Consider the following 26,287-nt stretch of genomic DNA (forward strand, 5'->3'; position numbering starts at 1 on the left):
ATGGAGAAGACGAAGGGCACGGAGAAGGCCGAGGGGATCAATCGGGCGCAGTTCCTGGCGGGGGCGGCGGCCTTCGGGGTCGCGGCGGCGGTGCTGCCGTCCCGCCCGGCCGCAGCCGCCGGTCGTGGCCTGCGGCACCGGGGCGTCGTCTACACCGTCGGCGAGGGCGAGACGCCCGGGACCGCGTGGAGCGCCGCCCGGATGCGCAAGGACATCCGCGCCATCCGCGACGAGTTGCACGCGGACACCGTCGACGTCACCGGCGACGGCGTCGAACGCCTCACCGCCACCGCCGCCGAGGCGGCCGAGCGCGGACTGCACGTGTGGCTCCAGCCGACCCTCGCGGACGCCCCGCAGCGGGACATCCTCGAGCACATGGCCGAGTGCGGCCGGTTCGCGGAGCGGCTGCGCCGGCAGGGCGCGAGCGTCGACTTCAGCTTGGGCTGCGAGTTCTGGCTGTTCGTACCCGGGATCGTTCCGGGAGCCACGGTCATGGAGCGCGTACAGAACATGCTGAACGGCGACTTCGACCCCGTGCAGATGCAGCGCCGCCTCGACCGCTTCACCGCGAAGGCGGCGGCGGTCGGCCGTTCCGTCTCCCACGGCAGCCTCAGCTATGCCGCCGCCCAGGACGACGAGGTCGACTGGCGGCTCTTCGACGTCGTAGGCATCGACTACTACTCGTACTTCCGCCACCACGGCGACTACGTACGGGAGTTGAAGAAGTACCAGCGCTGGGGCAAGCCCGTCGCGATCACCGAGTTCGGGACGTGCACCTACAAGGGCGCCCCCGAGGCGGGCGGCATGGGCTGGAACGTCGTCGACTACGACAAGGGCGAGATCAAGGGTGACCTGGTGCGCAGCGAGCGCACCCAGGCCGCCTACCTCGTGGACCTGCTGTCGGTCTTCGAGTCGATGGGCCTGTACGCGGCGATGGCTTTCGAGTTCGTCACCCCGGACGCCCCGCACCGGGCCGACAACCCGCGCTACGACCTCGACATGGCGAGCTACAGCATCACCAAGACCGTCAAGGACCGCCCCGACGACCCCCGTTCGGGCTGGCACTGGGAGCCGAAGGAGGCGTTCCACGCGCTGGCGCGGCAGTACGGCAGGTGTGCTCACCCGCAGTAGAGATCCGCCTCGGGCCGGGTGCCGTTGGCCAGGAACCGGGAGACGGTGGTGTCACCGCAGGCGTTGCCGTTGTCGAGGTAGGCGTCGTGGCCGGTGGAGTTCACGGTCACCATGACGGCACGGCGGCCGAGGGCCTCGCGGAGCTCGAGGGCGCCGCTCAGCGGGGTGGCCACGTCACGCTCGTTCTGGACGAGCAGGACGTTGGACGGGCCGCGGTCGGTGATCCGCACCGGCGCCTGCTTCGGCTGCCACGGCCAGGCGGCGCACACCATCGCGTTGCGCGGCATGCCGGCGGTCAGCGGGTACTTGGCCCGGCTCTCCGCAACTCCCTTCCGGTACACGGCGGCCGACCTGGGCCAGGCGGCGTCGTTGCAGATGGTGGCGGCGCCGACCGCGGTGACGTTCTGCAGCACCGCGTCCGGGGGATCCTGCGGCGCGGGCGGCACCGTGCCCTTCTGCGCGGCCAGGATCAGCTGGGCCAGACCGGCGTAGTCGTCGGGGTCGTAGAAGCTGTTCAGCATGGTCTGGCGCAGCACGTTGCCGTTCAGCTCCGCCGGGTTGGCGCCGGGCCAGGGGATCGGCTCGCGGTCGAGCCGGGCGGCGAGCCGCAGGAACAGCGGGCGCACCTCGGCCGCGGTGTCGGCCAGACGGTACGGATTGCCAGGCGTGGACGCCCACTTGGCGAACTCGGGGAAGTTGTCCTCGACGCCCACCTCGGCCGCTTCGAGCCAGGCGCGCTGCACCCGGACGGGGTCGGGGTTGTCGTTGCTGTCGAGGACGACGCGGTCGGTGCGCTGCGGGAACAGCTGGTTGTAGACGGCGCCGACGTACGTGCCGTACGAGACGCCCCACGCGGACAGCCTGCGCTCGCCGAGGGCGGCGCGGATGCGGTCGATGTCGCGTGCGTTGTCGACCGTACTGATGTGCCGCATCAACTCCCCGCCGTTGCTCGCGCAGGCGTCGGCCATGCGCCGGGCGGTGGTCGTGTTCTGGGCGACGGATCCGTCGGGGGCGGGCCAGGGGCGCAGCGCCGTCAGAGCGAGGTCACTGTGGTCGAGCCCGCAACTGACGGCGGTGGAGGGCGCGTTGCCGCGCGGCGCGAACCCGATGAGGTCGTAGGCGTCCCGCACGTCCTGCGGCAGCTTCTGCCCCTTGCCGGACGGGTCGCCCAGGCTGGTCCCGCCGGGCCCGCCGGGAATGAGCAGGAGGGCGCCCCGGCGGGCGGACGGCTTCTCGCTGGGAATGCGGGAGACGGCGAGGTCGATCTTCGGGCCGTCGGGACGGGCGTAGTCCATGGGGACTTCGAGGGTCGCGCACTGCTGACGGGGGTCGAGGCCGCTGCCCTCGCACTTGGTCCACTCGAGTGGCCCCTCGGCGGCGGACGCGGAGAGCGGTGTGACGACACCGAAGACGATGCCGGAGGCGGCTGCGATCAGGGCGACGCTCTTCGTGATCTCCTTCATGGCTACGAGGCTCCCGGATCCGGCCCACACCTCCCATCCGGTCAACAGCCTTGTTGGTAAGGGGGATTACCCCAGTACGGCCGAGGGGTTTCTCATACGTCCCGTCCATCGACGACCACCACCGCCACCACGCGTCCAGCTGGTGATCACGGCTTACGAGGCAGGGTTGGTGTCGGTCAAATAATCGGCGTACCACTGGCCCCGGACCGGCCCCGGACTGGTCTCTGACCGGTTCTTGACGAGTTTCAGTCAAGCCGCTCGAAAATACCGCCGATTTCCGATGTCTTATCTATCCCCATAACCAACACCCTTGAGCTGCCCTGCACTTGAAGTGCACAGACTCCGGCCGAGTGTAGGCGGAGAAGGCTGTCCCGGAGACATAAAGCGTGAAACTCAAAAAGGAGGGGGAGCACCGTTTGAGGTGCAACGGACTCGGCACCGGAATTCCGGGTCGTTTTCGTTACGGTCGTTAAGGAGAGGAAATGAAACCCCCCGTCGGCACTCACGTCGTGGACACCCGAACCGGAAAGGTGGGAATCGTCATGGGACACGAAGGACCGTACGTTCAGCTGAGACCGTACGGCGGTGGCAGGGAGTGGGACGCCGAGCCCGGGGTCGTGCGCGGGGCCACCCAGGCGGAGCGGCTCAGTGCGGCGACGGCGTACGCCAATGCACGCAGCCGGGGTGAAGTCCCTTGACGTAGGGTGCGGGCGCATGAGTCTGTCCAGCATTTGGAGATGGAGGAGGCCGCGGGCGGAGCGGCGGTACCCCACCCCCCTCACCACGCACCAGCTCTGGATGGTGTCCCTGAGCGCACCGGTGAGCCGGAACCGGAACGCCTCGCGGACCACCCTGTACCCGTACACGCGGATCGACGACGGCAGCGCCCGCGGCTGGCTGGCCGGCCAGTGGGAGATCACCTCGCGGGAGCAGTTGGTCGGCCGGCTCGACGAACTGTCCCGCGGCGGCTACCGGGCGCGGGCCCAGCAGCTCCTCGGCGTCGCGCCGCTCGCCTGGGACGCCGCCCTGTACGTCGACATAGCCCGGCTCGGCTTCGGCTGCGGGATGGTCACCGAGGCCGAGGCCTGGACGGCGCTGAAGAACATCGTGCCGTCGGTCGTGCGGACGTACTCCTCCTGGCAGGAGTACGCCGATCACTACCTGCTGGGGCGGAAGGTGTGGCGGGACGGCCTGAGCGGCACCCCGGACGAGGCTTTCCCCGCCCCGCAGTCCGCCGCCGACGCGCACCTGAGCGCACTGCTGGACCCGGCGAACCGGGCCAGCCCCTGGAACCTGGCCCCCTGGGACACCATCAGTCACCCCGACCATGCCCGCTGACTCCGGCCGTACGCGAGAATGGACCTCATGAACCTGTTCCGCGGGAGCACGCGATGAGTCTCTTCCGGGATGACGGCGTCGTCTTGCGGACCCAGAAGCTGGGTGAAGCCGACCGCATCATGCTGTGCTCGCCCGGGGGACGACCCCCGGACCCCCGGCCGGAAGCGTGCGGGGGTGTGCGATGAGTCTTTTCCGGGATGACGGGGTGGTTCTGCGGACCCAGAAGCTGGGTGAAGCCGACCGCATCATCACGTTGCTCACTCGTGGGCACGGGCGGGTGCGGGCCGTGGCTCGTGGGGTGCGGCGTACCAAGTCCAAGTTCGGGGCCCGCCTGGAACCCTTCTCCCACGTCGACGTGCAGTTCTTCGCGCGCGGGAGCGAGTTGGTCGGGCGCGGGCTGCCGCTGTGCACGCAGAGCGAGACCATCGCGCCGTACGGCGGCGGGATCGTCACCGACTACGCCCGCTACACCGCGGGGACCGTCATGCTCGAGACCGCCGAGCGGTTCACCGACCACGAGGGCGAGCCGGCCGTGCAGCAGTACCTGCTGCTCGTCGGCGCCCTGCGCACCCTCGCCCGCGGCGAGCACGCCCCGCACCTCGTCCTCGACGCCTTCCTGCTGCGCTCCCTCGCCGTGAACGGCTACGCCCCCACCTTCACCGACTGCGCGAAGTGCGGGATGCCCGGCCCGAACCGGTTCTTCTCCGTCGCCTCCGGCGGCTCCGTCTGCGTCGACTGCCGGGTGCCCGGCAGCGTCGTACCCTCGCCGCAGACCCTGGAACTCCTGGGCGCCCTGCTTACGGGAGACTGGGAGACCGCGGACGCGAGCGAACCGCGGCACGTCAGGGAGGGGAGCGGGCTGGTGTCCGCCTATCTGCACTGGCACATGGAACGCGGGCTGCGCTCGCTGCGTTACGTAGAGAAGTAAGCCGTAGAGGAGACGAGAAGCACATGGTGGTACGCGGGATCCTGGGACGCCGGCAGCGCGAGTACAAGGCGCCTCAGCCGCACCCGTCCGGTGCCCGCGCGCCCAAGCTTCCGGGCGAGCTGGTCCCCAAGCACGTGGCGATCGTCATGGACGGGAACGGCCGGTGGGCCAAGGAGCGCGGGCTGCCGCGCACCGAGGGCCACAAGGTCGGCGCCGAGCGCGTCCTCGACGTGCTGCAGGGCGCGATCGAGGCGGGCGTCGGCAGCATCTCCCTCTACGCCTTCTCCACCGAGAACTGGAAGCGCTCGCCCGACGAGGTCCGCTTCCTCATGAACTTCAACCGTGACTTCATCCGCAAGACCCGCGACCAGCTCGACGAGCTGGGCATCCGGGTGCGCTGGGTGGGCCGGATGCCCAAGCTGTGGAAGTCGGTCGCCAAGGAGCTCCAGGTCGCCCAGGAGCAGACCAAGGACAACGACCTCCTCACGCTGTACTTCTGCATGAACTACGGCGGACGTGCGGAGATCGCGGATGCCGCGCAGGCCCTCGCGGAGGACGTGAGGGCGGGGCGCCTCGACCCGTCCAAGGTCAACGAGAAGACCCTCGCGAAGTACCTGTACTACCCGGACATGCCGGACGTGGACCTGTTCCTGCGCCCGAGCGGCGAGCAGCGGACCTCCAACTACCTGCTCTGGCAGAGCGCGTACGCCGAGATGGTCTTCCAGGACGTCCTGTGGCCGGATTTCGACCGTCGTGACCTGTGGCGGGCCTGCGTCGAATTCGCCTCGCGCGACCGGCGTTTCGGCGGTGCCGTCCCGAATGAGGACCTGCTGGCCATGGAAGCCGCCATGAAGGGCAGGCCGGAAGGCGAGTAGTGGCCATCTCCCGGCCACCGGGGATTCACGGGGATCGTTGACGATCCGGCCATGAAACGCGTCACCCCCGTGCTCGCCCTGTGCACCCTGCTGGCCGCGGCCATGCCCTCCCAGGCCGCGGACCGGCTCGCACACCGCGACAGCTATGGCACCAAAGCCACGTACGAAGCCGAGCAGAGCGCCCGCAGCTACCAGCGCGTGCCCGCCGGCTTCACTCCCGTGTTCACGGAGAACGTCTCCCGCCACGGCTCCCGCTCCGCCACCGACAGCGAGGACGGCGACCTGATCCTCGCCCTCTGGAACAAGGCGGAGGCGGCAGGCCGACTCACCGGCAAGGGCAAGGAGTTCGGCCCCAAGGTGCAGGCCCTGCAGGCCGAGATGGCGAAGATCGGGTACGGCAACCTCAGTGCCCGCGGCAAGCAGGAGATCCAGGACACGGCCGTCCGCATGGCCGACCGCCTGCCGTCCCTCTTCACGTCCATCGCCGCGAAGGGCGAGAAGATCGACGTCGTCAGCTCCGGCCAGGGCCGGGCGGTCGACAGCGCCAACCTGTACGCGGGCGCCCTCGCGGACACCGACCCGGACCTCAAGTCCCTCATCGGCGCGACCCGCACCGACAAGGACCTGCTGTACTTCCACAAGGCGGACGGCGGCGCGGCCTACCGCGACTACATCGCGAACGACAAGCGCCTGGCCGCCACCCTGGAGTCGATCACCGACCAGCCGAAGACCCACAAGGCCGCCCACAGCGTCCTGCTCCGGCTCTTCAGGGCCGACTTCGTGAACCAGCTCAGCACCGCCGACCAGGTCGCCGCCGCTCAGGCCGTCTACAACCTCTACGCCATCGCCCCCGCGATGAGCGAGGAGAGCCCGGGCGGGAAGGGCTGGGGGATGCAGCGGTACATCTCCACCTCCGACGCGGCCTGGTTCGGCTATCTCTCCGACGCCGAGGACTTCTACGAGAAGGGCCCCGGCTTCTCGGACAGTGACATCACCTACAAGATGGCCGACGTCCTGCTCGACGACTTCTTCAAGCAGGTCGAGGCGAAGAAGGCCGGCACCAGCACCCTCGGTGCCGAACTCCGCTTCACCCACGCCGAGGAGATCATCCCGCTGGCGGCCCTGATGGGCCTGCCGGGCAGCACGAAGGCGGCGACGCCGGGAGTGCCGTATACCTACGGCAACAACCCGTGGCGCGGCGCGGACGTGGCCTCCCTTGCCTCCAACATCCAGTGGGACGTCTACCGGAAGGGCGACCACTACCTGGTCCGCATGCTCTACAACGAGAAGGAAACGGCCTTCAAGGCCGGCTGCCACCCCATCTCGAAGGGCAGCAAGTTCTACGACCTGGACGAGCTGGAGCGCTGCTTCGGGCGTGGCTAGGCAACGGCTGTACGATCCCGCCTCATGGTCATGAACATGGGGCGGGACGCCACCGAGCAGGGCGGCGTCGTCGAGCTGGAGTACCAGCCGGTCGTGGGGGACTTCGCGGCGGCGCTGCGGGAGCGCAGGCGGTTGATCCGGGCGGGGCGGCTGCGGAATATGGCCGTGGTCCTGTTGGCCGTCGGCTTCGTGCTGAACGCCGGGATCGGTCTGGTCGGCGGAGACGTCGACTGGTTCCTGCTGATCTGGCTGCCGATGCTCGGGGCCCTGCTGTTCTTCGCACCCCAGCTCCAGGCCCGCCAGTTCATCAAGCTCGCCGCCCGCAACGGCACATTCCGCGCGACGGTCACCGACACCGGGCTGACGATGGTCAACGACAACAGCACGACGTCGGTCAAGTGGGCGGCGCAGCCCCGCTATCGGGAGACCGGGGACGCCTTCATCACCTACAGCGACGACAAGAACGCCTCCTGCTTCACCGTGCTGCCCAAGCGCGGCCTGAAGGACCCCGCCGACGCGGACCGGCTGCGGGAGATCCTCGACCGCAACCTGACCCGCGCCTGAGCGTTCAGTTCCCGCCCGAGGCGCAGTCCGCGCAGGTGCCGAAGATCTCCACCGTGTGCGCAACGTTCACGTACCCGTGCTCGGCGGCGATCGCCTCCGCCCACTTCTCCACCGCGGGCCCCTCCACCTCGACGGCCTTGCCGCAGACGCGGCAGACCAGGTGGTGGTGGTGTTCGCCGGTGGAGCAGCGGCGGTAGACCGACTCGCCGTCGGAGGTGCGCAGGACGTCGACCTCGCCGGCGTCGGCGAGGTTCTGGAGGGTGCGGTAGACCGTGGTCAGGCCGACCGAGTCGCCCTTGTGCTTGAGCATGTCGTGGAGTTCCTGCGCGCTGCGGAACTCGTCGACCTCGTCGAGGGCCGCCGCCACGGCTGCCCGCTGCCGGGTCGAGCGGCCCTTCACGGGCGGTCCAGCGGTCGTCACCGGTTCCTCCTCCATCTGCGTCTGCACATCTGCGTCTGCCCGGACATTGTGCCAGTCCGGGCTGTGCGCAGTCAGACGCCGACCTTGCCGGTGGGCTCCCGGGCGGCCGGAATCGTGCACTCGGCCGGATCCCCGGCGGGCTGCCCGGCGGCCGCGGCGCGGGCCCGGCGGCGGGACAGCGGGGCCGCGAGCGCGGTCAGCACCATGAAGGCCGCGATGGTCAGCAGCACGATCGTCGCGCCGGGCGGCACGTCCTGGTAGTAGGAGGTGACCGCGCCGCCGATCGTCACGGTCACACCGATCGCCACCGCGATCGCGAAGGTGGCCGCGAAACTGCGGGTCAACTGCTGTGCCGCCGCCACGGGTACGACCATCAGGGCCGACACCAGCAGCAGACCGACCACCCGCATGGCGACCGTCACCGTCACCGCCGCCGTGACGGCGGTGAGGAGGTTCAGGGCGCGGACCGGCAGTCCGGTCACCCGGGCGAACTCCTCGTCCTGGCTGACCGCGAAGAGCTGGCGGCGCAGGCCGAGCGTGACCAGCACCACGAAGCCCGCGAGCAGGCAGATCGCCGTGACGTCCGAGGGTGAGACCGTGGAGAGCGATCCGAAAAGGTACGAGGTCAGGTTGGCGTTCGAGCCGCCGGGCGCGAGGTTGATGAACATCACGCCGCCGGCCATACCGCCGTAGAAGAGCATCGCGAGGGCGATGTCGCCGCGGGTGTGGCCGTACCAGCGGATCAGTTCCATGAGGACCGCGCCGAGGACGGAGACCAGGGTCGCCATCCACACCGGGGACGCGGAGAGCAGGAAGCCGAGGCCGACGCCCGTCATCGCCACGTGGCCGATGCCGTCGCCCATCAGGGCCTGGCGGCGCTGCACGAGGTAGATGCCGATCGCCGGGGCGGTGATGCCGACCAGGACGGCGGCGAGCAGGGCCCGCTGCATGAAGGCGTAGTCGAGGAGGTCCATCAGCTCAGCAGTCCCGTGCGGATCGGTTCGGCGCCCGCCGGAGCGTGCGGGTGGACGTGGTCGTGGCCGGGCAGCGCGTGCTGGCCGACCGCCTGCGGGGGCGGGCCGTCGTGCAGCACACAGCCGTCGCGGAGCACCACCGCGCGGTCGATCAGGGGCTCCAGCGGGCCGAGTTCATGGAGGACGAGCAGCACGGTCGCACCGGCGGCGACCTGCTTCCGCAGCGTCTGCGCGAGCACCTCCTGGCTGGCCAGGTCCACGCCCGCCATCGGCTCGTCCATGATCAGCAGTTCGGGTTCGGCGGCGAGCGCGCGGGCGATCAGCACGCGCTGGTGCTGGCCGCCGGACAGGGCGTCGACCGAGTCCTTGGCCCGGTCCGCCATGCCGACCAGCTCGAGAGCCCGTCGTACGGCCGCGTGGTCCGCCTTGCGCAGCACGCCGAAACGGGCCCGGGACAGTCGGCCCGACGACACGATCTCGGTGACGGTGGCCGGGACGCCGCCGGCGGCGGTCGTGCGCTGCGGGACGTACCCGACCCGTGCCCAGTCCCGGAACCGCCTGCGCTCGGTACCGAACAGCTCGATCTCACCGGCGCTCGCCGGCACCTGGCCGATGACGGTGCGGATCGCGGTCGACTTGCCGGAGCCGTTGGCGCCGAGCAGCGCGACGACCTCACCGCGGTGCACGGTGAGGTCGATGCCGCGCAGGACGGGGCGCGAGCCCAGCTCGGCGCTCACGCCGCGCAGCGATATGACGGGCTCGGTCGCGGCCCCGGTCGCGGGCTCACCCATGGCGCCCATGTCGTCCTCCGTAAAGGTCATGTGGATCCCAGGGCCGATCGCAGCGCCTTGAGGTTGGCCTCCTGGACCGAGAAGTAGTCCTTGCCGCGCGACTTGGACGTGATGCCCTCGATCGGGTCGAGGACGTCCGTCTTCAGCCCGGCGTCACCGGCGATGGTCTTCGCGGTCTTGTCGCTGACGAGCGTCTCGTAGAACACCGTGGTGACGCCGTCGGCCTTCGCCATCGTCTCAAGGTCCTTCACCCGGGCCGCACTCGGCTCGGACTCGGGGTCGAGGCCGTTGATGGCCTCCTCGGTCAGGCCGTAGCGCTCGGCGAGGTAGCCGAAGGCGGCGTGCGTGGTGATGAAGACCTTGGAGCCGGTGTCCGCCAGGCCTTCCTTGAACTGTGTGTTGAGGGCGTCCAGCCTCTTCACCAGGGCCGCGGTGTTCTTCTTGTAGTCGGCGGCGTGGTCCGGATCCGCCTTCTGGAAGGCCTTGCCGACGCCCTCGGCGACCTGGGCGTACTTCACCGGGTCGAGCCAGATGTGGGGGTCCTTGCCGCCGGCTTCCTCGCCGTGCGAGTCGTCGTGTTCGGCCGAGTGACCGCCGACCTCGTTGCCGTGCTTCTCCAGCGAGGTGAGGGAGGCGGCGTCGATCTTCGTCTTGATCTCGGACTGGGCGACCGCGTCGTCGACGGAGGGCTGGAGGTTCTTGAGGTACAGCACCGCGTCCGACTCCTGGAGCTGCGCGGTCTGCCGGGCGCTGATCTCCAGGTCGTGCGGCTCCTGGCCGGGCTGGGTCAGGCTCGTGACGTGCACATGGTTCCCGCCGATCTGCTCGGCGAGGTAGGCCATCGGGTAGAACGACGCGACGACGTCGAACTTGTCCGTGTTCCCGGCGGCCGCGCTCGCGCCGGAGCAGGCGGAGAGGGTGGCCAGGCCGAGGGCGGTGACCGCGGCCGTGGCCACCGAGGGTATGAGGCGTCGTCGTACGTTCATGACACTCATTTTCAACAAATATGGAAACCGTTGTCAACAAAGCTCTTGAAAAGGGGGTGCAAGGCCCCTGCCGGGCCCGTAAGCCGAACCGATTTGATTGAGGGGGAGCCCCCGCCGGTACCCTGAAGCATTCGCTCTGAAGCGTCTCGCTTCGTCGCCCGTCGTCGTAATGAAGAGAGCACCGTGGCCGCCGACAAGATCGACACCATCGTCAGCCTGAGCAAGCGCCGTGGCTTCGTATTCCCCTGTAGTGAGATCTACGGCGGCCAGCGTGCCGCCTGGGACTACGGACCGCTGGGTGTCGAGCTCAAGGAGAACCTGAAGCGCCAGTGGTGGCGCTACATGGTGACGTCCCGCGAGGACGTGGTCGGCATCGACTCGTCCGTGATCCTGGCCCCCGAGGTGTGGGTCGCCTCCGGCCACGTCGCCACCTTCACGGACCCGCTCACCGAGTGCACCTCCTGCCACAAGCGGTTCCGCGCGGACCACCTCGAAGAGGCCTACGAGGCCAAGCACAACCGCCCGCCGGAGAACGGCCTGGCGGACGTGAACTGCCCCAACTGCGGCAACAAGGGCCAGTTCACCGAGCCCAAGCAGTTCTCGGGCCTCCTCTCCACCCACCTGGGCCCGACCCAGGACAGCGGCTCCATCGCGTACCTCCGCCCGGAGACGGCCCAGGGCATCTTCACCAACTTCGCCCAGGTGCAGACCACTTCGCGCCGCAAGCCGCCGTTCGGCATCGCGCAGATGGGCAAGTCCTTCCGCAACGAGATCACGCCCGGCAACTTCATCTTCCGCACCCGCGAGTTCGAGCAGATGGAGATGGAGTTCTTCGTCAAGCCGGGCGAGGACGAGAAGTGGCAGGAGTACTGGATGGAGCAGCGCTGGAACTGGTACACCGGCCTGGGCCTGCGTGAAGAGAACATGCGGTGGTACGACCACCCCAAGGAGAAGCTCTCCCACTACTCCAAGCGCACCGCCGACATCGAGTACCGCTTCCAGTTCGGCGGTAACGAGTGGGGCGAGCTGGAGGGCGTCGCCAACCGCACCGACTACGACCTCGGCGCGCACTCCAAGGCCTCGGGCCAGGACCTCTCCTACTTCGACCAGGAGGCCGGCGAGCGCTGGACTCCCTACGTCATCGAGCCGGCGGCCGGTGTCGGCCGCGCGATGCTCGCCTTCCTGCTCGACGCCTACGTCGAGGACGAGGCGCCGAACGCCAAGGGCAAGCTGGAGAAGCGCACGGTGCTGCGCCTCGACCACCGCCTGGCTCCCGTGAAGGTCGCGGTGCTGCCGCTGTCCCGCAACCCGGAGCTGTCCCCGAAGGCCAAGGGCCTGGCCCAGGCGCTGCGCCAGAACTGGAACATCGAGTTCGACGACGCGGGTGCCATCGGTCGCCGCTACCGGCGCCAGGACGAGATCGGTACGCCGTACTGCGTGACGGTCGACTTCGACACCCTCGAGGACAACGCGGTGACGGTGCGCGAGCGGGACTCGATGAAGCAGGAGCGCGTGTCGCTGGACCAGATCGAGGGGTACCTGGCCGGGCGTCTGGTCGGCGCCTGATCGCTCCGCCGGGAGTGCGGTCGTGAAGCTGCGGGCTGGTCGCGCAGTTTCCCGCGCCCCCTTCGGGGCGCGTCACACCGCGCAATCCCCTGAGCGCCGGACGGGCTGGAAGTGCCCGTCCGGCGTTTTGCATTGGCCCCCGATGCGCGCGTCGGATTGGACCTGTTGTCCGGGCCACCGGGCTCGGCAGGCTGGCCCCATGAGTCTCGCCTTCCTCCTGACCACCCTCGTGGTCGTCGCCACCCCCGGCACCGGCGTCGTCTACACCCTCGCCGCCGGGCTGTCCCGCGGCCGCCGCGCGAGCGTCGTGGCGGCCTTCGCCTGCACCCTCGGGATCGTGCCGCACGTGCTGGCCACCGTCACCGGTCTCGCCGCCCTGCTGAACACCAGCGCGGCGGCCTTCCAGATCCTCAAGTACGCCGGTGTCGCCTACCTCCTGTACATGGCCTGGGCGACGGTGCGGGACAAGACGGTGATCGACGTCGAGCAAGACGCCACGCCCAGGTCCGCGGGCCGTGTGATCCTGCGGGGCGTGCTCATCAACCTCCTCAACCCGAAGCTGACGATCTTCTTCTTCGCGTTCCTGCCGCAGTTCGTGGACCCGGGCCAACCGCACGCGCTGCCAAGGATGTTGGGCCTGAGCGGCATCTTCATGCTGGCGACCTTCGTCGTCTTCGCCGCGTACGGGATCCTCGCCGCCTCGGTCCGCAGTCGCGTCACCTCACGGCCGCGGGTGATGGCATGGCTGCGGCGGAGCTTCGCGGGGTCGTTCGTGGCGCTCGGCGCGAAGCTCGCCCTCACCGCGCGGTGAGCCTCAACGGCCCTGCAGCGCCTTCACGTTGTCGCCGAACGTCCAGTTCTTCGAGCCGTCCCAGTTGATCGACCAGGTCATCAGGCCCTTGAGTGCGCTGCCGTAGTGCTGCCACGCCTGGGAGACCAGCGACGGCGACATGTAGCCGCCGCCCGCTCCCGACTGGGCGGGCAGGCCCGGGACCTGCTTGTCGTACGGCACCTTGATCGTCGTGCCCTGTACGACCAGGCCCTTGTCGAGGCAGTCGGTCTGGGCGGTGAAGCCGGCCACGGTGCCGGCCGAGTAGGAGTCGCCCGAGCAGCCGTACATGCTGCCGTTGTAGTACTGCATGTTCAGCCACCACAGACGGCCGTTGTCCGCGTACTTCTTGATGATCGGCAGGTATGCGCCCCAGATCGAGCCGTACGTGACGCTGCCGCCGGTGACGTAGGCCGTCTCCGGGGCCATGGTGAGGCCGAAGTTCGACGGCATCTGCGCCAGGATCCCGTCGATGATGCGGATCAAGTTGGCCTGGGACGTGGAGAGTTGGGAGATGTTTCCGCTGCCCGTCAGGCCGGTCTCGATGTCGATGTCGATGCCGTCGAAGTTGTACTTCTTCAGGATCGGGACGATCGTCGAGACGAACTTGTCCGCCACGGCGGTCGAGTTGAGGTCGATGCCGGCCGTCGCGCCGCCGATCGACAGCAGGATCGTCTGCCCCGACGCCTTCGCCGCGCACATCTCCGCGGGCGTCGCCACCTTCACGCCCGCGTCCATGCCGTCCTCCCAGAGGGCCGTGCCGTCGGAGCGGATGACCGGGAAGGCGGCGTTGATCACGTTGTAACCGTGCGCTGCCATACGGGAGTCGGTGATCGGGGTCCAGCCGAAGGGCGGGTGGACCCCGTTCGCGGAACCGTCCCAGTTCTCCCAGTAGCCCTGGAGGACCTTGCCGGCGGGCCGCGACTTCACGGCGCAGGTGTCGGCGGCAGAGGCGGCGGGTGCGGTGGCGATCGTGAGCGGGGCGAGGACGGTTCCGGCGAGTGCGGCGGCGAGCAGGCCGAGGTTGCGGCGGATCATGCGAGGCCTCCCGGTGGGGGTCGGGGTGGGTGCGCACAGGTGTCGCAGGGGTCGTAGGTGTCGTAGGCATGACAGTGCTCGTGGTCCAGACCTCTCGTCAATAGGTCTGGACCAGAAAAGGAGGCCAGCGTTCCGGAGGTGACAAATAACAGCTGACAGATATTGAAATCTGTCAGCTGTTACGGCAAGGTGGAGCCCATGACGATGCAGACACGAACCCTTGGAACCACCGGTCCCCAGGTCTCCGCCCTCGGCCTCGGCTGTATGGGCATGTCCCCGGTGTACGGCGACGCGGACCGCGCGGAGTCGATCGCGACCCTGCACGCCGCCCTCGACGCGGGGATGACCCTGCTCGACACCGGCGACTTCTACGGCATGGGCCACAACGAGATGCTGATCGCCGAGGCCCTGCGCACCGCGCCCGCGGCACAGCGTGAACGGGCGCTGCTCAGCGTGAAGTTCGGTGGCCTGCGTGACCCCGACGGCGGTTGGGGCGGCACCGACGGCCGCCCGGTCGCGGTCAAGAACTTTGTCGCCTACTCCCTCCAGCGCCTCGGCGTCGACCACATCGACGTCTACCGGATCGCGCGCGTCGACCCGGACGTGCCGATCGAGGAGACCGTCGGCGCCATCGCCGAGCTGGTCGAGAAGGGGCACGTACGCCACATCGGCCTGAGCGAGGCCAGTGCCGAGAACATCCGGCGGGCCGCCGCCACCGCGCCCATCGTCGACGTACAGCTGGAGTACGCGATCATCACCCGCGACATCGAGCGCAAGATCCTGCCGACCACCCGTGAGCTGGGCATCGGCGTCACGGCGTACGGCGTGCTGTCCCGCGGTCTGATCTCCGGCCACTTCACCCAGGACCAGCAGCTCGCCCCGAACGACTTCCGGTCCTTCTCGCCCCGCTTCCAGGGCGAGAACCTCCAGCACAACCTGAACCTGGTCGAGGCGCTGCGGAAGATCGCCGAGCAGAAGGGCGTCAGCGTCGCCCAGATCGCCTTCGCCTGGGTGCTCTCGCGCGGCGAGGACATCGTGCCGCTGGTCGGAGCCCGTACCCGGGCGCGGCTCACCGAGGCGCTGGGCGCGCTGGACGTGACGCTGGACGCGGCCGACATCACGGCGATCGAGGAGGCCGTACCGGCGGACTCGGCGGCGGGCACCCGCTACCCGGCCGCCCAGATGGCACACCTCGGCACCGAGCACTGACCACCGTGTCCGCCGTGCCGGGTACGGTCTAGGCCATGGCACCGACCCCCCAGACGCTGACCGCCGAGCGCATCCTCGAAGCGACCGAGGAGGTGCTGCGCCGCCACGGACCGGCCAAGGCAACCGTGGTGGACGTGGCCCGCGCGCTCGGCGTCAGCCATGGCAGCGTCTACCGCCACTTCCGTACGAAGGCGGCGCTGCGGGAGGCGGTGACGAAGCGGTGGCTGGACCGGACGACCGAGGTGCTGGCCGGTGTCGTCGCGGACTCGGAGCGGGATCCGGCGGCCCGGGTGCGGGAGTGGTTCGCGGTCCTGTTCGCCGCCAAGCGTCGCAAGGCGGGCCTGGACCCCGAGCTCTTCGCCACGTACTCGGTGCTGGCCGGTGAGGCCGGCGAACTGGTCGGCGCCCATGTCACCGAGCTGACCGACCAGTTGACGGAGATCGTCCGGGCCGGGGTCGACCAGGGCGTCTTCGCCGCCGAGGACCCCGTGACCGCGGCCCGCGCCCTGTTCCAGGCCACCGGCCGCTTCCACGACCCGTGCTACGCCAAGGAGTGGGAACTGCCGGGCGTGGAGGCGGAGTTCGACGTCGTCGTGGATCTGCTGCTGCGCGGGATGCGGGCCTGAGCGCTCCGCTGGAAGTGCGGTGATGAGGCTGCGGGCCGGTGGGGGCTGGTCGCGCAGTTCCCCGCGCCCCTTGCGGGGCGCCGGTACCGCACCGGAATTCGGCAAGGCCGCCTAGGGCCAATGCCGTTGCGTTACGGGTTTGCCGGTTGGGGTCGTTGAATGGTGATTGCTCGGGTGCCGGTTCGGGTGGGTTGGGGCCAGGTGTGGTGTTCGGCCCGTTTGAGCCGGTAGTTGGACATCTTGCGTTTGATGACGCGGGGCTGGCTGCGCAGGCGTCTGGCCGGCAGGAGTCGTTCGAGTAGGTCGTGCTGGAGCAGGACGAGCGTTCTGACCAGGAGGTCAGGGGGAAAAACTGCCCGGCGTGACGGTCACACTGCGTCGGGCGGAGCGCAGAGTTTCGGTGAAGGAAATTCGGTCGGGGTCCAGGCCCCGGGTCGCGGCCGTTCTCACCATCAGTTCGCGCAGGGCGTGGTGGACCAGCAGGTGTGCCCAGATCTGCTGCAGGGCGCCGTCGGGGGTTTTGCTGCTGAGGACGACGTGGGCTCCGCGTTGATGGGTCTTGATCTCGGCGAAGACGCTCTCTACTTCCCAGCGCTCCTGGTAGAGCGCGGCCAGCTGGCGGGCGGGATAGCGGCGGGCGTCGAGCAGGCTGGTCACCAGCCGGTAGCCCTCGGCAGCATGGCCGGTGCCGTTCAGCCGGTAGGCCATTACCCGCACGGTGACCGGGTCGGTGTGGGCCGGATCGGTGTGGGCGTGGATGCGCGAAAGCCAGGACCCGTCCCGCAACTGCCGCTCGACAGGCAGGACCCGGTTGGCGGGCACCCGCCACAGCAGCTGAGCGCCGGTGGCGGTGAAGGACCGCCACAACGGCACACCGAGGAACTCGCGGTCGGCCAGGACCAGTTGCCCGGGGCCGCAGGAACGGGGCAGACGGCTCACCAAGGTCACTTCCCCGGTGCGGCAGCCGGCGAGTTCGGCGTCCAGTACGAGGTGCGTGCCGACCTCCACCAGGCAGGCCATCCGCACCTGGGGAAAGGCGCTTTTGTCGTGGCCGCGGGTGTTTCCGGGGCGTGCGAAGGCAGCCTCATTGGCCGGGCTGTCGGCGACGTCCCAGCAGGTCCCGTCCACCGCCAGCAGCCGCAGTCCGCGCCAGAAGGCGCCCGGGGTGGCTTCGGTGCCCATCGGTTTCGCGGTCGTGGTGAACAGCACCCGCAGTGGTTCCGGGCCCAGCCGCTGCCGGGCCCGAAACAGCGACGACTTCGCCGGGACATGCCAGGTGCCCAGCAGGCGCAGGCCGCGCAGTCCCTCGACCAGATGCCGCATCACGTCCAGATACGGAGCGGGCGAGAACAGGGCCAGCCCCAGCACGAAATACACCACCAGCCGGGCCGGGAGCAGGCGCTTGCGTTGCTCCACACGACCACAGGCAGCCACCACCCGATCCACCAGACCTGGCGGATAGACCCAGGTCAGCAGGCCTAAACCCGATAACTCAGAGACGCTTGCAGCCACCCGAACCACCCCCGGGACCACTGAACTTCAGCGTACGCCCGCAAGCTAACGCAACGGCATTGCGCCTAGGGCCCTTCTGATGGATCTCCGCGGCGTCGCGACGCCCGGCACGCACTCCCCCACTGCCTCAAGGGCAATGCCGTTGCTTTTGCGAGGGTCGAGTGGTTGAAGTCGTGTGCTGATATCGCGACTTGAGCGACTGGGGTTGGGAGTCCTGACCCGGTCGTGTCCGCCTGAGCTGGTGGACCGGGTGGTGGGTGAGGCAGGGCGTTCGGAGAAGCGTCGGCGTCTGTTGTCCGCCCGGTTCACGGTGTACTTCGTGCTGGCGATGTGCTTGTTCCCGCAGGCCGACTACCTGGAGGTCCTGCGGCTGGTGAAGACCGGCGACAAAGGGCTGCGGTCCTGGTCGGGGGTGAACAAGTCGTCGCTGAGCAGGGCCCGGCAGCGGCTCGGCTGGCCGGTGATGCGGGAACTGTTCCGGTCCGTGGCCCGGCCGCTCGGCGCTGACGGTGAGCTGTTCCGAGGGCTACGGGTGCTGGCCCTGGACGGGATACTTCTGGCCGTGCCCGACTCCGCGGGCAACAACGATGCCTTTGGCAAGTCCGGCTCCCAGCGCAGTCCCATGGGTTATCCGCAGGCCAGAGTGGTCGCGGTGGCCGAGTGTTCTTCTCACGCCGTCCTGGACGCCGCGATCGGCGGTTTCAAGGATTCCGAGCGCATCGTCTCCGACGCTCTGGACGCCCATATCGGGACGGGCACGCTGTTACTGGCCGACCGGGGACTGTGGGGTCTGGCCCGCTGGCACCGGCTCCGGGACCAGGGAACACACCTGCTGTGGCGCATCGAACGACGCAAAGCCCGCCGAGTCCAGGACGTTCTGCCCGACGGCAGCTACCTTGCCCGGATCGAGGCGAACAAACACAGCAAGGCGGCCGGAACCGTCAAGGCGCCGCCGGCGCTGGTCCGGGTAATCGAGTACCGCGTCGACGGGCAGGCCGACATCGTCCGGCTCATCACCAGCCTGACCGACCACGAGAAGTACCCCGCCGAAGAACTCGCCGTCCTCTACGCCCGGCGCTGGGAGATCGAGCTCGTCTTCGATGAGATCAAGACCCACCAACGCGGGCGGCCGGTGCTCAGGTCGCAGACACCGGACGGCGTGCGGCAGGAGATCTATGCGCACTTGATCGTGCACCATGCCACCCGGGATCTGCTGGAGGAGGCCGCCCGCCTGCACTGCAGCATCGCTGAGCGGACCTCGTTCACCCGGGCTCTGCACGTCGTCCGCCGCTCTGTGATCTCACCGAGCGGCTTTTCCCCCCTCAGCCCGTAAGAGGGACCGACGCCTGGGACTCTCTGAAATCGGTCGCAGTCTGCTGCCCCGCCGAAGATCCCGTGACTGCCCTCGCAAGATTCGTTCCTGCGTCACCGGCTACGTCAGCAAAGCTCCTGACGAACCCTCCAGCAGCCGTCGCCCACCGGTCGCCGTGACCTTGAACAACCGGTGGCACGACCACTGAAGCAACGGCATTGGCCTCAAGGGCGTGGGGGGACCCCCAGCCGCACGGCGCGAAGGGCCAGGTGGCTCCGCCACATGACCCTCCACGCCGCACGCCGATCGCACGCACCGAACGCCGCTCCTACTTCCACGGAGATCCATCAGAAGGGCCCTGGTGCCACGGCGCTAGTTGCCGGCCACGCAGCCCCAGAAGTCCCGCATCACCTTCGTCGGCGTCGGGCTCACCATCGCCGTCTGGGTCAGCAGGATCGAGACCGTTCCCGTGGGCGGGACGACGTGGGCCGTCGTGCCGGTGCCGCCGACCCAGCCGTAGCGGCCGGGGACGTTCCAGGGGTCGGCCGGGGTGACGTCGACCTGGCCGCCGTAGCCCCAGCCCTGGCCCTCCAGGAAGAGGGTCGCGCTGTCGCGCTGCTGGGCCGTGAGGTGGTTGGTGGTCATGCGGCTGACCGACGTGGGGGTGAGGAGGCGGTGGCCGTCCGGGGCGGTGCCGGCGTTCAGCAGCATGCGGGCGAAGGCGAGCCAGTCGTCGGCCGTGGCGGCGAGGCCGCCGCCGCCCGAGTGGAAGCGCGGGACGCGGCTCCACTCGCCGTCCGGGGCGTCCGTCAGTTCCAGGGCGCCGTCCGGGGTCGGGGCGTAGGACGAGGTGAAGCGGTGCCGTTTCGACGCCGGGACCTCGAACGCCGTGTCCCTCATGCTCAGCGGCTCGAAGATCCGCTCCGCCAGGAAGTCGGGCAACGTACGGCCCGACGCCCGGGCGACCAGGATGCCCTGCAGGTCGGACGAGGTGCCGTAGAGCCAGGCCTCGCCGGGCTGGTGCAGCATCGGCACCTGCGCGAGCAGGCCGAGCCAGGTGTCCGGGTCCGGCCAGTCCTGCAAGGCGCGGCCGTCCTTCTGCACCGCGAACAGCGACTGCACCGCGGGGAGCGAGAAGTCGGAGGGGAAGCCCCAGCCGGTGCGGGAGCTGAGCAGGTCCTCGACCGTGATCGGGCGGGACAGCGGCACCACGTCGTCCACGGGACCGGACGGCGTCCGCACCACGGAGGGCTTCGCCAGCTCCGGCAGCCACTCCTCGACCGGCGAGTCCAGCCCGAACCGCCCCTCCTCGACCAGCATCAGCACGGCGGCCGCCGTGATCGGCTTGGTGATCGAGGCGATCCGGAAGATCGAGTCACGGGCCATCGGTGCGGTGCCCTCGGTGTCCAGCGAGCCGACGGTCACCACCTCCACGTCGTCGCCACGGGCCACGAGGGCGACGGCGCCCGGGATGGTTCCCCGGTCGACGTGCTGGTGCAGGATGTCGTGCAGAGCGGTCATCGGTCGGCCTTCCGGTCCGGGCGGTCGCGTCGCAGGGACGATCGGTCTGGGCGGTCGTCCTGTTGTACGACTCCCACGGCAGCGGAAAGTCATCGCGCACGGCGCGCGAAAGTCAGGCCTCCGACGGATCCACGGTCGCCTGGTGCGCCTCGGCCAGATGCTCCTCCGCCTTCAGCCAGGGCAGGAACTGCGCGCCCTTGCGCCAGCCGCACGTGTCACATCTGATCGTGCGCTGCACGCCCGCGCGCTGCACCCGGACGACGTGCTCGCGTCCGTGCTGGTCCCAGCGGCTCACCTTGCTCGTGTTGATCTCCAGCATGATGTCTCGCCTCCGGCTAAGGAGTGTGCAGCAAGACCAACATCAACGGGGGATTCTCCACGGCGAGTTGACAAGCCGTGGCCGATCCCTCACACCGCATTCAGCCGATGGTTCGCGGCAGCCGCAGGCTCAGCAGCCCGGTCAGGGCGATGCAGCCCAGCTGGGTCAGCAGCGTGATGACCAGGGCTTCCCGCATGCCCATGCCCGGCACCAGGGAGAGGAACAGCGTGCCGAGGGCGGCCACCCCGAGGGCGAGGGCCGACTGCTGGGTGGTCATCATCACACCGCTGCCGACGCCCGCCCGGACGGGCTCCACCTCGGAGAGAACGACCCGGTAGATGATGGGGAGTTGGAGCGCCTGGCCACCGCCGGCGAACACCGCTCCGGGGAGCAGTTCGACCAGGCCGAGGTCCGGCCAGGACCGCCACGCCGCCAGCACCATCAGGCCGATGCCGAGCCCCTGGAGGATCGCACCGGCGGTCACGACCCGGGTGCCGTAACGGGCGACCAGCCGCGGACCGGCGAGCGAGACGAGGAAGAAGACGACGGCCATGGGCGCGAGCGCCAGCCCCGCCTGGACCGGCCCGAGACCCGCGCCCCGCTGCAGCGCCACCGCGATCACGAACATGAACCCGCTGAAGCCGACGGAGAAGGGGACGATCATCACCAGGCCACGCCTGAGCGACGTGAGCGCGAACAGGCTCGGCGGCACCAGCGGCGTACGGCCCTGCCGGTCGGCCCTGCGCTCCACCGCGTAGAACGCCGCCGTCACGAACGGGAACGCCGCCAGCGACAGCCACGTCCACAGCGGCCAGCCCGCCGAGCGGCCCTCGGTGAGCGGGGCCAGCAGCGCGAGCAGGGACGCGGCGAGCAGGACGGTGCCGGGGCCGTCCACCGGCTCCGGGTGCTGGGAGCGGGTCTCGGGCACGGCGCGGGCCGCCAGGACCAGGCCCACGACGACCACCGGGACGTTCACCAGGAACACCGAGCGCCAGCCGGTGCCCCAGATGTCGGCGGCCACGAGGACCCCGCCGAGGATCTGCCCCGCCACCATGGAGAGGCCGGCCGTGGCGCCGTACAGACCCATGGCCTTCGCCCGCCGCTGCCCCGCCGTGGCCGACTGGATGGTGGCCAGGATCTGCGGGAGCATCGCGGCCGCCGCGGCACCCTGCGCGACCCGCGCCGCGACCAGCGTCCAGGCGCTGGGGGCGAGCCCGCACGCCAGCGAGGTCAGGCCGAAGGCCGCCATGCCGCCCAGGAAGAAACGGCGCCGTCCGAACAGGTCGCCGAGCCGCCCGCCGAGGACGAGCAGGACGGCGTAGGCGAGACCGTATCCGGCGACGACGAGTTCGAGGACGGACTCGCTCGCGTGCAGGTCCTTGCCGATGGTCGGCAGGGCGACGTTGACGATGAAGAAGTCGATCAGAGGAAGTGCCGCTGCCAGCAGCACGGTGAAGAGCCCGAGGCCGCCGAGCGAGGGTGTCGCGGCCGGCGATCGGACGGTGCGTGTAGCGATTGTTTCGGTCACGCCCTCGAGCGTGCGCCCGTCCCCAGAGTGGTACCAGAGTGTCCTTATCCTGGTAGAAGCACTACCTGGCAACAGGCTCCGCGAGGCGGCAGGCTGGAGGCATGACGACGATGGCCCAGGAGACGGTGACCGAGCGGTCGCGCGGCGCGGGTGCGGCGGTGCGGCGGCACGAACTGGCGGCCTTCCTGCGCAGTCGGCGCGAACGCGTCACCCCCGAGCAGGTGGGGCTGCCGCGCGGGCGGCGCCGCCGTACGCCCGGGCTGCGGCGCGAGGAGGTCGCCCAGCTCTCCGCGGTCGGCGTCACCTGGTACACCTGGCTCGAACAGGCCCGGGACATCCAGGTCTCCGTCCAGGTCCTGGACGCCCTGGCCCGGACCCTGTTCCTCGACCCGGGCGAGCGCGTCCACCTCTTCCAGCTGGCCGGTGCGGTGGATCCGACGCCGGCCACGAGCTGCCCGTCGATCACGCCCGCGCTGCAGGCCATGCTGGAACAGCTGGAGCCGTACCCCGCGAGCATCCAGAACAGCAGGTACGACATCCTCGCCCACAACCGCACCCTCGGGCTGCTGCTGGGCGACCTGGAAGCGGTGCCGCCCGCGGACCGCAACTGCATCCTGCTGTCCTACACGAACGAGGACTGGCGTTCCTCGATCGTTCACCTGGAGGAGACCCGGCGGCTGATGGCCGCCCGGCTGCGTGCCTCCATGGCCGGTCATCTCGGCGAGCCCGCCTGGAAGATGCTGCTGAAGCGGCTGCGCGAGTATCCGGAGTTCTGCGAGGCCTGGGAGCGGCACGAGGTGATCGTCGCGCACAGCAGGCGCAAGGAGTTCCTCAACCGCCTGGTCGGCCGGGTCGTCGTCGACCAGTCCGAACTGTGGCTGAGCCCCGAGGCGGGCTCGCGCATGGTGACGTACGTCCCTGCGGACGAGGAGTCCCGGGAGCGGCTGGAGAAGCTGCACGCGCTCGCGCTGGAGAGGTGAGTCGCCCCCCTCCAGGGGCTTGGGTTCAGGGACTTGGGTTCGTCCAAGGGCTTGGGTTCACGGGCGTGGTGGGCGCGGCCGGCGCCCACCACGGCGCCACCCGACTACGCGACGACTCCCGCGGCCTCGCGCACTTCCACCGCCTCCAACTGGTCAGCCGTCCGCTCAGCGGTCCGCCTGGCCCACTGCCCACTCGTCAACGCGCCGAGGACGAGCACCGCGAGCCCGCACCCGACGAGAATCCACCAGCCGGGCACGGAAGCGGACACGAACGTGTTCTTGTACGCGGACGCGCTCACGCCCGACGCCAGCACCGCCCCCACGACCGCGACGCCGAGCGTCTGGCCCAGCTGCCGGCTCGTGGACGCGACGGCGGCCGCGACCCCCGCCTGCGCCCGCGGCATCCCGGACACCGCCGTGTTGGTGATCGGCGCGTTCACGAAGCCGAACCCGATGCCGAACAGCATGTAGCCGAGGAACAGCGTGACGTTCGACGTCTCCGCCTCGAAGGCCGCGAAGAGCAGCGCACTCGCCGTGATCGCCGTGCCGGCGACGATCAGGGACAGCCGCGGTCCGCGACTTCCCACCAGACGCCCGGACAGCGGCGCGCACAGCAACATCGGCAAGGCCATCGGCAGCATCCACAGACCGGCGTGCAGGGCGTCGTACCCGCGCACGTTCTGCAGATACAGCGTCGACAGGAACAGGAATCCGCCGAGGGCCGCGAACGAGCTGATGGCTATCACCGTGGCCCCGCTGAACGGCGCCGAGCGGAAGAACCGCAGGTCGATCAGGGGTTCGGCGCGACGAGGTTCGTAGAAGAGCAGGCCCGCCAGCGCGGCCAGCGCGATGGCGGCGAAGGGCAGCACGGTGGCCGTGTCCGAGGTCGGGGCCTCGATGATCGCGTACGTCAGGGAGCCGAACAGGGCGATGACCAGGAACTGGCCGACCGGGTCGGGGCGGCGGGCCTTGGGGGCGCGGGAGTCGGGGACGTAGCGCAGGGTCAGCAGGAGGGCGGCGAGGCCGATCGGCAGGTTGACCCAGAAGATCGAGCGCCAGCCGACCGACTCCACCAACAGCCCGCCGGCCAGCGGTCCCGCGGCCATGGAGATGCCGACGACGCCTCCCCAGACGCCGATCGCGCGGGCGCGCTCGCGCGGGTCCGTGAAGGTGTTGGTGATGATCGACATGGCGACCGGGTTGAGCATCGAACCGCCGACCGCCTGGATCATGCGGAAGGCGATGAGTGCGTCGAGGTTCGGGGCGAGGGAACACAGCAGCGAGCCTGTCGTGAAGACGATCAGGCCCGCGATGAAGACGCGCTTGCGGCCGATCCGGTCGGCCGTGGAACCGGCCAGCATCAGCAGCGAGGCCAGCACCAGGGTGTACGCGTCGATGGTCCACTGCAGACCGGCCGTACTCGCGTGCAGCTCGCGCTGCATCGACGGCAGGGCGACATTCAGGGCGGTGACGTCGAGGCTCACGATCAGCAGGCTCATGCAGCAGATCGCGAGGACGAGCTGACGTCGGCGATGACTGAGCTCGGGCATGCGCTCCATCGTACGCGCACTTCGATAGTGCGTCTAACTAATTACCGCTACACGATCTGTGCGGCCGGTGGGCCGGGGTACCCGGTGGCGTACTGGACAATGGAGCAATGTCCACGCTCACCTCCACCGCGAACCCGACGCTGCGGATCGGCCCGCACGTCGTCCAGCCGCCTGTCGTCCTGGCCCCGATGGCCGGGATCACCAACGCGCCCTTCCGTACCCTGTGCAGGGAGTTCAGTGGGGGCAAGGGTCTGTTCGTCAGCGAGATGATCACCACCCGGGCGCTGGTCGAGCGCAACGAGAAGACCATGCAGCTGATCCACTTCGACGCGACGGAGAAGCCGCGCTCGATCCAGCTGTACGGCGTCGACCCGGCGACCGTGGGCAAGGCCGTCCGCATGATCGCGGAGGAGGGCCTCGCCGACCACATCGACCTGAACTTCGGCTGCCCGGTGCCGAAGGTGACGCGCAAGGGCGGCGGCTCGGCCCTCCCGTACAAGCGCCCTCTACTGCGCGCGATCCTCCGGGAGGCGGTCAGCGGCGCGGGTGACCTGCCCGTCACCATGAAGATGCGCAAGGGCATCGACGACGACCACATCACCTACCTCGACGCCGGCCGTATCGCCGTCGAGGAGGGCGTGACGGCCATCGCCCTGCACGGCCGCACCGCCGCCCAGCACTACGGCGGCACGGCCGACTGGGAGGCCATCGCCCGCCTCAAGGAGCACGTCCCGGAGATCCCGGTGCTCGGCAACGGCGACATCTGGTCGGCCGAGGACGCGCTGCGGATGGTGCGGGAGACGGGCTGCGACGGGGTGGTCGTCGGGCGTGGGTGCCTCGGCCGACCGTGGCTGTTCGCGGACCTGGTGGCCGCCTTCGAGGGTCGCACGGAGGCCCGTGCCGGAGGCACTGATGGATGGGGTGCGCGGCCTTCCCTCCGCGAGGTCGCCGACATCATGGTCCGGCACGCCACCCTCCTCGGCGAGTGGATCGGCGACGAGTCGCGCGGGGTCATCGACTTCCGCAAGCACGTCGCCTGGTACCTGAAGGGCTTCGCCGTCGGCAGCGAGATGCGCAAGCGGCTCGCCATCACGTCGTCCTTGGAGGAACTCCGCGCCGGGCTGGACGAGTTGGACCTCGCCCAGCCCTGGCCCACCGGCGCCGACGGGCCCCGCGGCCGTACGTCCGGCAACAACCGGGTGGTCCTGCCGGACGGTTGGCTGAAGGACCCGTACGACTGCGCGGGGATCGACGAGGACGCTGAGCTGGACACCTCCGGGGGCTGAGGTGTGATGCCTGCGGCGGCCTGTGCGAGGTCGGTGGGGGCATGTGCAGCGCGTTCGGTGTAGTGGGGTCGGGGCCGCGGCCCAGTCCCCTTCCCGCCGTACGCGGCTGCGGGCCGTCGTGCGGCTGAGGAGGCGCCCCCTCGGTGTGAGTGTCTCT

25 protein-coding genes are annotated in these 26,287 nt (G+C 69.7%); 14 read left to right on the forward strand and 11 right to left on the reverse strand.

What is annotated here, in order from left to right; all coding sequences use genetic code 11:
- A complete protein-coding gene (locus OG303_RS32980) occupies positions 1-1,131 on the forward strand; it encodes an abortive phage infection protein (RefSeq protein WP_405872999.1) in 1,131 nt (376 codons plus the stop codon).
- Here the strand turns inward: OG303_RS32980 and OG303_RS32985 are convergent.
- Entirely contained in the window at positions 1,119-2,594 is a 1,476-nt protein-coding gene (locus OG303_RS32985) for an alpha/beta hydrolase (RefSeq protein ID WP_405873000.1), read from the reverse strand. The two genes, OG303_RS32980 and OG303_RS32985, sit on opposite strands and share 13 nt — an antisense overlap.
- 482 nt (positions 2,595-3,076) lie before the next feature.
- Here OG303_RS32985 and OG303_RS32990 point away from each other — a divergent pair, with 482 nt between their 5' ends.
- The 6 genes from OG303_RS32990 to OG303_RS33015 all read left to right on the forward strand — a co-directional run bounded on the left by OG303_RS32990 (position 3,077) and on the right by OG303_RS33015 (position 7,682).
- Positions 3,077-3,292: a hypothetical protein gene (locus OG303_RS32990; protein ID WP_360833475.1), complete on the forward strand. Its 216-nt coding sequence runs from the start codon at positions 3,077-3,079 to the stop codon at positions 3,290-3,292.
- Between the two features lie 16 nt (positions 3,293-3,308).
- Positions 3,309-3,932, forward strand: coding sequence for a DUF1266 domain-containing protein (locus OG303_RS32995; RefSeq protein ID WP_405873001.1), 624 nt, complete (start codon positions 3,309-3,311; stop codon positions 3,930-3,932).
- A gap of 181 nt (positions 3,933-4,113) precedes the next feature.
- On the forward strand, positions 4,114-4,860 hold the full coding sequence (recO, locus tag OG303_RS33000) for a DNA repair protein RecO (protein ID WP_405873002.1): 747 nt from the start codon (positions 4,114-4,116) through the stop codon (positions 4,858-4,860).
- A 23-nt stretch (positions 4,861-4,883) separates the two neighbouring features.
- The gene (locus OG303_RS33005; RefSeq protein ID WP_405873004.1) at positions 4,884-5,735 is read left to right on the forward strand and encodes an isoprenyl transferase; all 852 of its coding nucleotides are present in this window, start codon (positions 4,884-4,886) and stop codon (positions 5,733-5,735) included.
- A 51-nt stretch (positions 5,736-5,786) separates the two neighbouring features.
- Positions 5,787-7,118, forward strand: a complete 1,332-nt coding sequence (locus tag OG303_RS33010) for a histidine-type phosphatase (RefSeq protein ID WP_405873006.1) — start codon at positions 5,787-5,789, stop codon at positions 7,116-7,118.
- Between the two features lie 24 nt (positions 7,119-7,142).
- Positions 7,143-7,682: a YcxB family protein gene (locus OG303_RS33015; protein WP_405873007.1), complete on the forward strand. Its 540-nt coding sequence runs from the start codon at positions 7,143-7,145 to the stop codon at positions 7,680-7,682.
- Positions 7,683-7,686: 4 nt separating this feature from the next.
- On the opposite strand, the gene OG303_RS33020 is transcribed toward OG303_RS33015, so the two are convergent.
- The 4 genes from OG303_RS33020 to OG303_RS33035 form a co-directional block, all read right to left on the reverse strand.
- Positions 7,687-8,103, reverse strand: coding sequence for a Fur family transcriptional regulator (locus OG303_RS33020; RefSeq protein WP_405873008.1), 417 nt, complete (start codon positions 8,101-8,103; stop codon positions 7,687-7,689).
- A 71-nt stretch (positions 8,104-8,174) separates the two neighbouring features.
- A complete protein-coding gene (locus OG303_RS33025; RefSeq protein WP_405873010.1) occupies positions 8,175-9,077 on the reverse strand; it encodes a metal ABC transporter permease in 903 nt (300 codons plus the stop codon).
- On the reverse strand, positions 9,077-9,877 hold the full coding sequence (locus OG303_RS33030) for a metal ABC transporter ATP-binding protein (protein WP_405877612.1): 801 nt from the start codon (positions 9,875-9,877) through the stop codon (positions 9,077-9,079). The genes OG303_RS33025 and OG303_RS33030 overlap by 1 nt, the downstream gene beginning before the upstream one ends.
- A 17-nt stretch (positions 9,878-9,894) precedes the next feature.
- Complete coding sequence (locus OG303_RS33035) at positions 9,895-10,854, reverse strand: metal ABC transporter substrate-binding protein (protein ID WP_405873011.1); 960 nt, start codon at positions 10,852-10,854, stop codon at positions 9,895-9,897.
- Positions 10,855-11,037: 183 nt separating this feature from the next.
- On the opposite strand from OG303_RS33035, the gene OG303_RS33040 reads away from it, so the two are divergent.
- Together OG303_RS33040 and OG303_RS33045 are read left to right on the forward strand one after the other, a co-directional pair.
- On the forward strand, positions 11,038-12,420 hold the full coding sequence (locus tag OG303_RS33040; protein ID WP_405873012.1) for a glycine--tRNA ligase: 1,383 nt from the start codon (positions 11,038-11,040) through the stop codon (positions 12,418-12,420).
- A gap of 199 nt (positions 12,421-12,619) precedes the next feature.
- A complete protein-coding gene (locus OG303_RS33045; RefSeq protein ID WP_405873014.1) occupies positions 12,620-13,231 on the forward strand; it encodes a LysE family translocator in 612 nt (203 codons plus the stop codon).
- A 3-nt stretch (positions 13,232-13,234) separates the two neighbouring features.
- On the opposite strand, the gene OG303_RS33050 is transcribed toward OG303_RS33045, so the two are convergent.
- Positions 13,235-14,287, reverse strand: a complete 1,053-nt coding sequence (locus tag OG303_RS33050) for a chitinase (protein WP_405873016.1) — start codon at positions 14,285-14,287, stop codon at positions 13,235-13,237.
- Positions 14,288-14,491: 204 nt separating this feature from the next.
- Between OG303_RS33050 and OG303_RS33055 the strand changes: the two genes are divergently transcribed.
- Positions 14,492-15,496 (forward strand): aldo/keto reductase, encoded by a 1,005-nt coding sequence (locus OG303_RS33055; protein WP_405877614.1) that lies wholly within the window; start codon positions 14,492-14,494, stop codon positions 15,494-15,496.
- Positions 15,497-15,531: 35 nt separating this feature from the next.
- Positions 15,532-16,122, forward strand: coding sequence for a TetR family transcriptional regulator (locus OG303_RS33060; RefSeq protein WP_405873017.1), 591 nt, complete (start codon positions 15,532-15,534; stop codon positions 16,120-16,122).
- A 339-nt stretch (positions 16,123-16,461) separates the two neighbouring features.
- Here the strand turns inward: OG303_RS33060 and OG303_RS33065 are convergent, their stop codons facing one another.
- Entirely contained in the window at positions 16,462-17,655 is a 1,194-nt protein-coding gene (locus tag OG303_RS33065) for an IS4 family transposase (protein ID WP_405873019.1), read from the reverse strand.
- 232 nt (positions 17,656-17,887) lie between these two features.
- Here OG303_RS33065 and OG303_RS33070 point away from each other — a divergent pair, with 232 nt between their 5' ends.
- Positions 17,888-18,967 carry an IS4 family transposase gene (locus OG303_RS33070; protein ID WP_405877143.1) on the forward strand — a complete coding sequence of 360 codons (1,080 nt, stop codon included), beginning with the start codon at positions 17,888-17,890 and terminating at the stop codon, positions 18,965-18,967.
- A 351-nt stretch (positions 18,968-19,318) separates the two neighbouring features.
- Here the strand turns inward: OG303_RS33070 and OG303_RS33075 are convergent, their stop codons facing one another.
- The 3 genes from OG303_RS33075 to OG303_RS33085 form a co-directional block, all read right to left on the reverse strand.
- Positions 19,319-20,467, reverse strand: coding sequence for a serine hydrolase domain-containing protein (locus OG303_RS33075; RefSeq protein WP_405873020.1), 1,149 nt, complete (start codon positions 20,465-20,467; stop codon positions 19,319-19,321).
- 112 nt (positions 20,468-20,579) lie between these two features.
- Positions 20,580-20,786 carry a hypothetical protein gene (locus tag OG303_RS33080; RefSeq protein ID WP_266513961.1) on the reverse strand — a complete coding sequence of 69 codons (207 nt, stop codon included), beginning with the start codon at positions 20,784-20,786 and terminating at the stop codon, positions 20,580-20,582.
- A 100-nt stretch (positions 20,787-20,886) separates the two neighbouring features.
- Positions 20,887-22,314, reverse strand: coding sequence for an MFS transporter (locus tag OG303_RS33085; RefSeq protein WP_405873022.1), 1,428 nt, complete (start codon positions 22,312-22,314; stop codon positions 20,887-20,889).
- Between the two features lie 101 nt (positions 22,315-22,415).
- Here OG303_RS33085 and OG303_RS33090 point away from each other — a divergent pair, with 101 nt between their 5' ends.
- Positions 22,416-23,294 carry a helix-turn-helix transcriptional regulator gene (locus OG303_RS33090; protein ID WP_405873023.1) on the forward strand — a complete coding sequence of 293 codons (879 nt, stop codon included), beginning with the start codon at positions 22,416-22,418 and terminating at the stop codon, positions 23,292-23,294.
- 104 nt (positions 23,295-23,398) lie between these two features.
- On the opposite strand, the gene OG303_RS33095 is transcribed toward OG303_RS33090, so the two are convergent.
- Positions 23,399-24,844, reverse strand: coding sequence for an MFS transporter (locus tag OG303_RS33095; protein WP_405873024.1), 1,446 nt, complete (start codon positions 24,842-24,844; stop codon positions 23,399-23,401).
- Positions 24,845-24,951: 107 nt separating this feature from the next.
- On the opposite strand from OG303_RS33095, the gene dusB reads away from it, so the two are divergent.
- Positions 24,952-26,130, forward strand: coding sequence for a tRNA dihydrouridine synthase DusB (gene dusB, locus OG303_RS33100; RefSeq protein ID WP_405873025.1), 1,179 nt, complete (start codon positions 24,952-24,954; stop codon positions 26,128-26,130).
- Positions 26,131-26,287: the final 157 nt, after the last annotated feature.

The organism is Streptomyces sp. NBC_00005 (assembly GCF_045160215.1).
GTDB lineage: Bacteria > Actinomycetota > Actinomycetes > Streptomycetales > Streptomycetaceae > Streptomyces.

Coding starts and splice junctions, on each gene's coding strand:
- OG303_RS33035 (WP_405873011.1), bottom strand. CDS start 10,854: ATGAACGTACGACGACGCCTCATACCCTCGGTGGCCACGGCCGCGGTC.
- OG303_RS33060 (WP_405873017.1), top strand. CDS start 15,532: ATGGCACCGACCCCCCAGACGCTGACCGCCGAGCGCATCCTCGAAGCG.
- OG303_RS33015 (WP_405873007.1), top strand. CDS start 7,143: ATGGTCATGAACATGGGGCGGGACGCCACCGAGCAGGGCGGCGTCGTC.
- OG303_RS33010 (WP_405873006.1), top strand. CDS start 5,787: ATGAAACGCGTCACCCCCGTGCTCGCCCTGTGCACCCTGCTGGCCGCG.
- OG303_RS32990 (WP_360833475.1), top strand. CDS start 3,077: ATGAAACCCCCCGTCGGCACTCACGTCGTGGACACCCGAACCGGAAAG.
- OG303_RS33075 (WP_405873020.1), bottom strand. CDS start 20,467: ATGACCGCTCTGCACGACATCCTGCACCAGCACGTCGACCGGGGAACC.
- OG303_RS33025 (WP_405873010.1), bottom strand. CDS start 9,077: ATGGACCTCCTCGACTACGCCTTCATGCAGCGGGCCCTGCTCGCCGCC.
- OG303_RS33050 (WP_405873016.1), bottom strand. CDS start 14,287: ATGATCCGCCGCAACCTCGGCCTGCTCGCCGCCGCACTCGCCGGAACC.
- OG303_RS33090 (WP_405873023.1), top strand. CDS start 22,416: ATGACGACGATGGCCCAGGAGACGGTGACCGAGCGGTCGCGCGGCGCG.
- OG303_RS33030 (WP_405877612.1), bottom strand. CDS start 9,877: ATGGGCGCCATGGGTGAGCCCGCGACCGGGGCCGCGACCGAGCCCGTC.
- OG303_RS32980 (WP_405872999.1), top strand. CDS start 1: ATGGAGAAGACGAAGGGCACGGAGAAGGCCGAGGGGATCAATCGGGCG.
- OG303_RS33055 (WP_405877614.1), top strand. CDS start 14,492: ATGCAGACACGAACCCTTGGAACCACCGGTCCCCAGGTCTCCGCCCTC.
- OG303_RS33005 (WP_405873004.1), top strand. CDS start 4,884: ATGGTGGTACGCGGGATCCTGGGACGCCGGCAGCGCGAGTACAAGGCG.
- dusB (WP_405873025.1), top strand. CDS start 24,952: ATGTCCACGCTCACCTCCACCGCGAACCCGACGCTGCGGATCGGCCCG.
- OG303_RS32985 (WP_405873000.1), bottom strand. CDS start 2,594: ATGAAGGAGATCACGAAGAGCGTCGCCCTGATCGCAGCCGCCTCCGGC.
- OG303_RS33095 (WP_405873024.1), bottom strand. CDS start 24,844: ATGCCCGAGCTCAGTCATCGCCGACGTCAGCTCGTCCTCGCGATCTGC.
- recO (WP_405873002.1), top strand. CDS start 4,114: ATGAGTCTTTTCCGGGATGACGGGGTGGTTCTGCGGACCCAGAAGCTG.
- OG303_RS33080 (WP_266513961.1), bottom strand. CDS start 20,786: ATGCTGGAGATCAACACGAGCAAGGTGAGCCGCTGGGACCAGCACGGA.
- OG303_RS32995 (WP_405873001.1), top strand. CDS start 3,309: ATGAGTCTGTCCAGCATTTGGAGATGGAGGAGGCCGCGGGCGGAGCGG.
- OG303_RS33045 (WP_405873014.1), top strand. CDS start 12,620: ATGAGTCTCGCCTTCCTCCTGACCACCCTCGTGGTCGTCGCCACCCCC.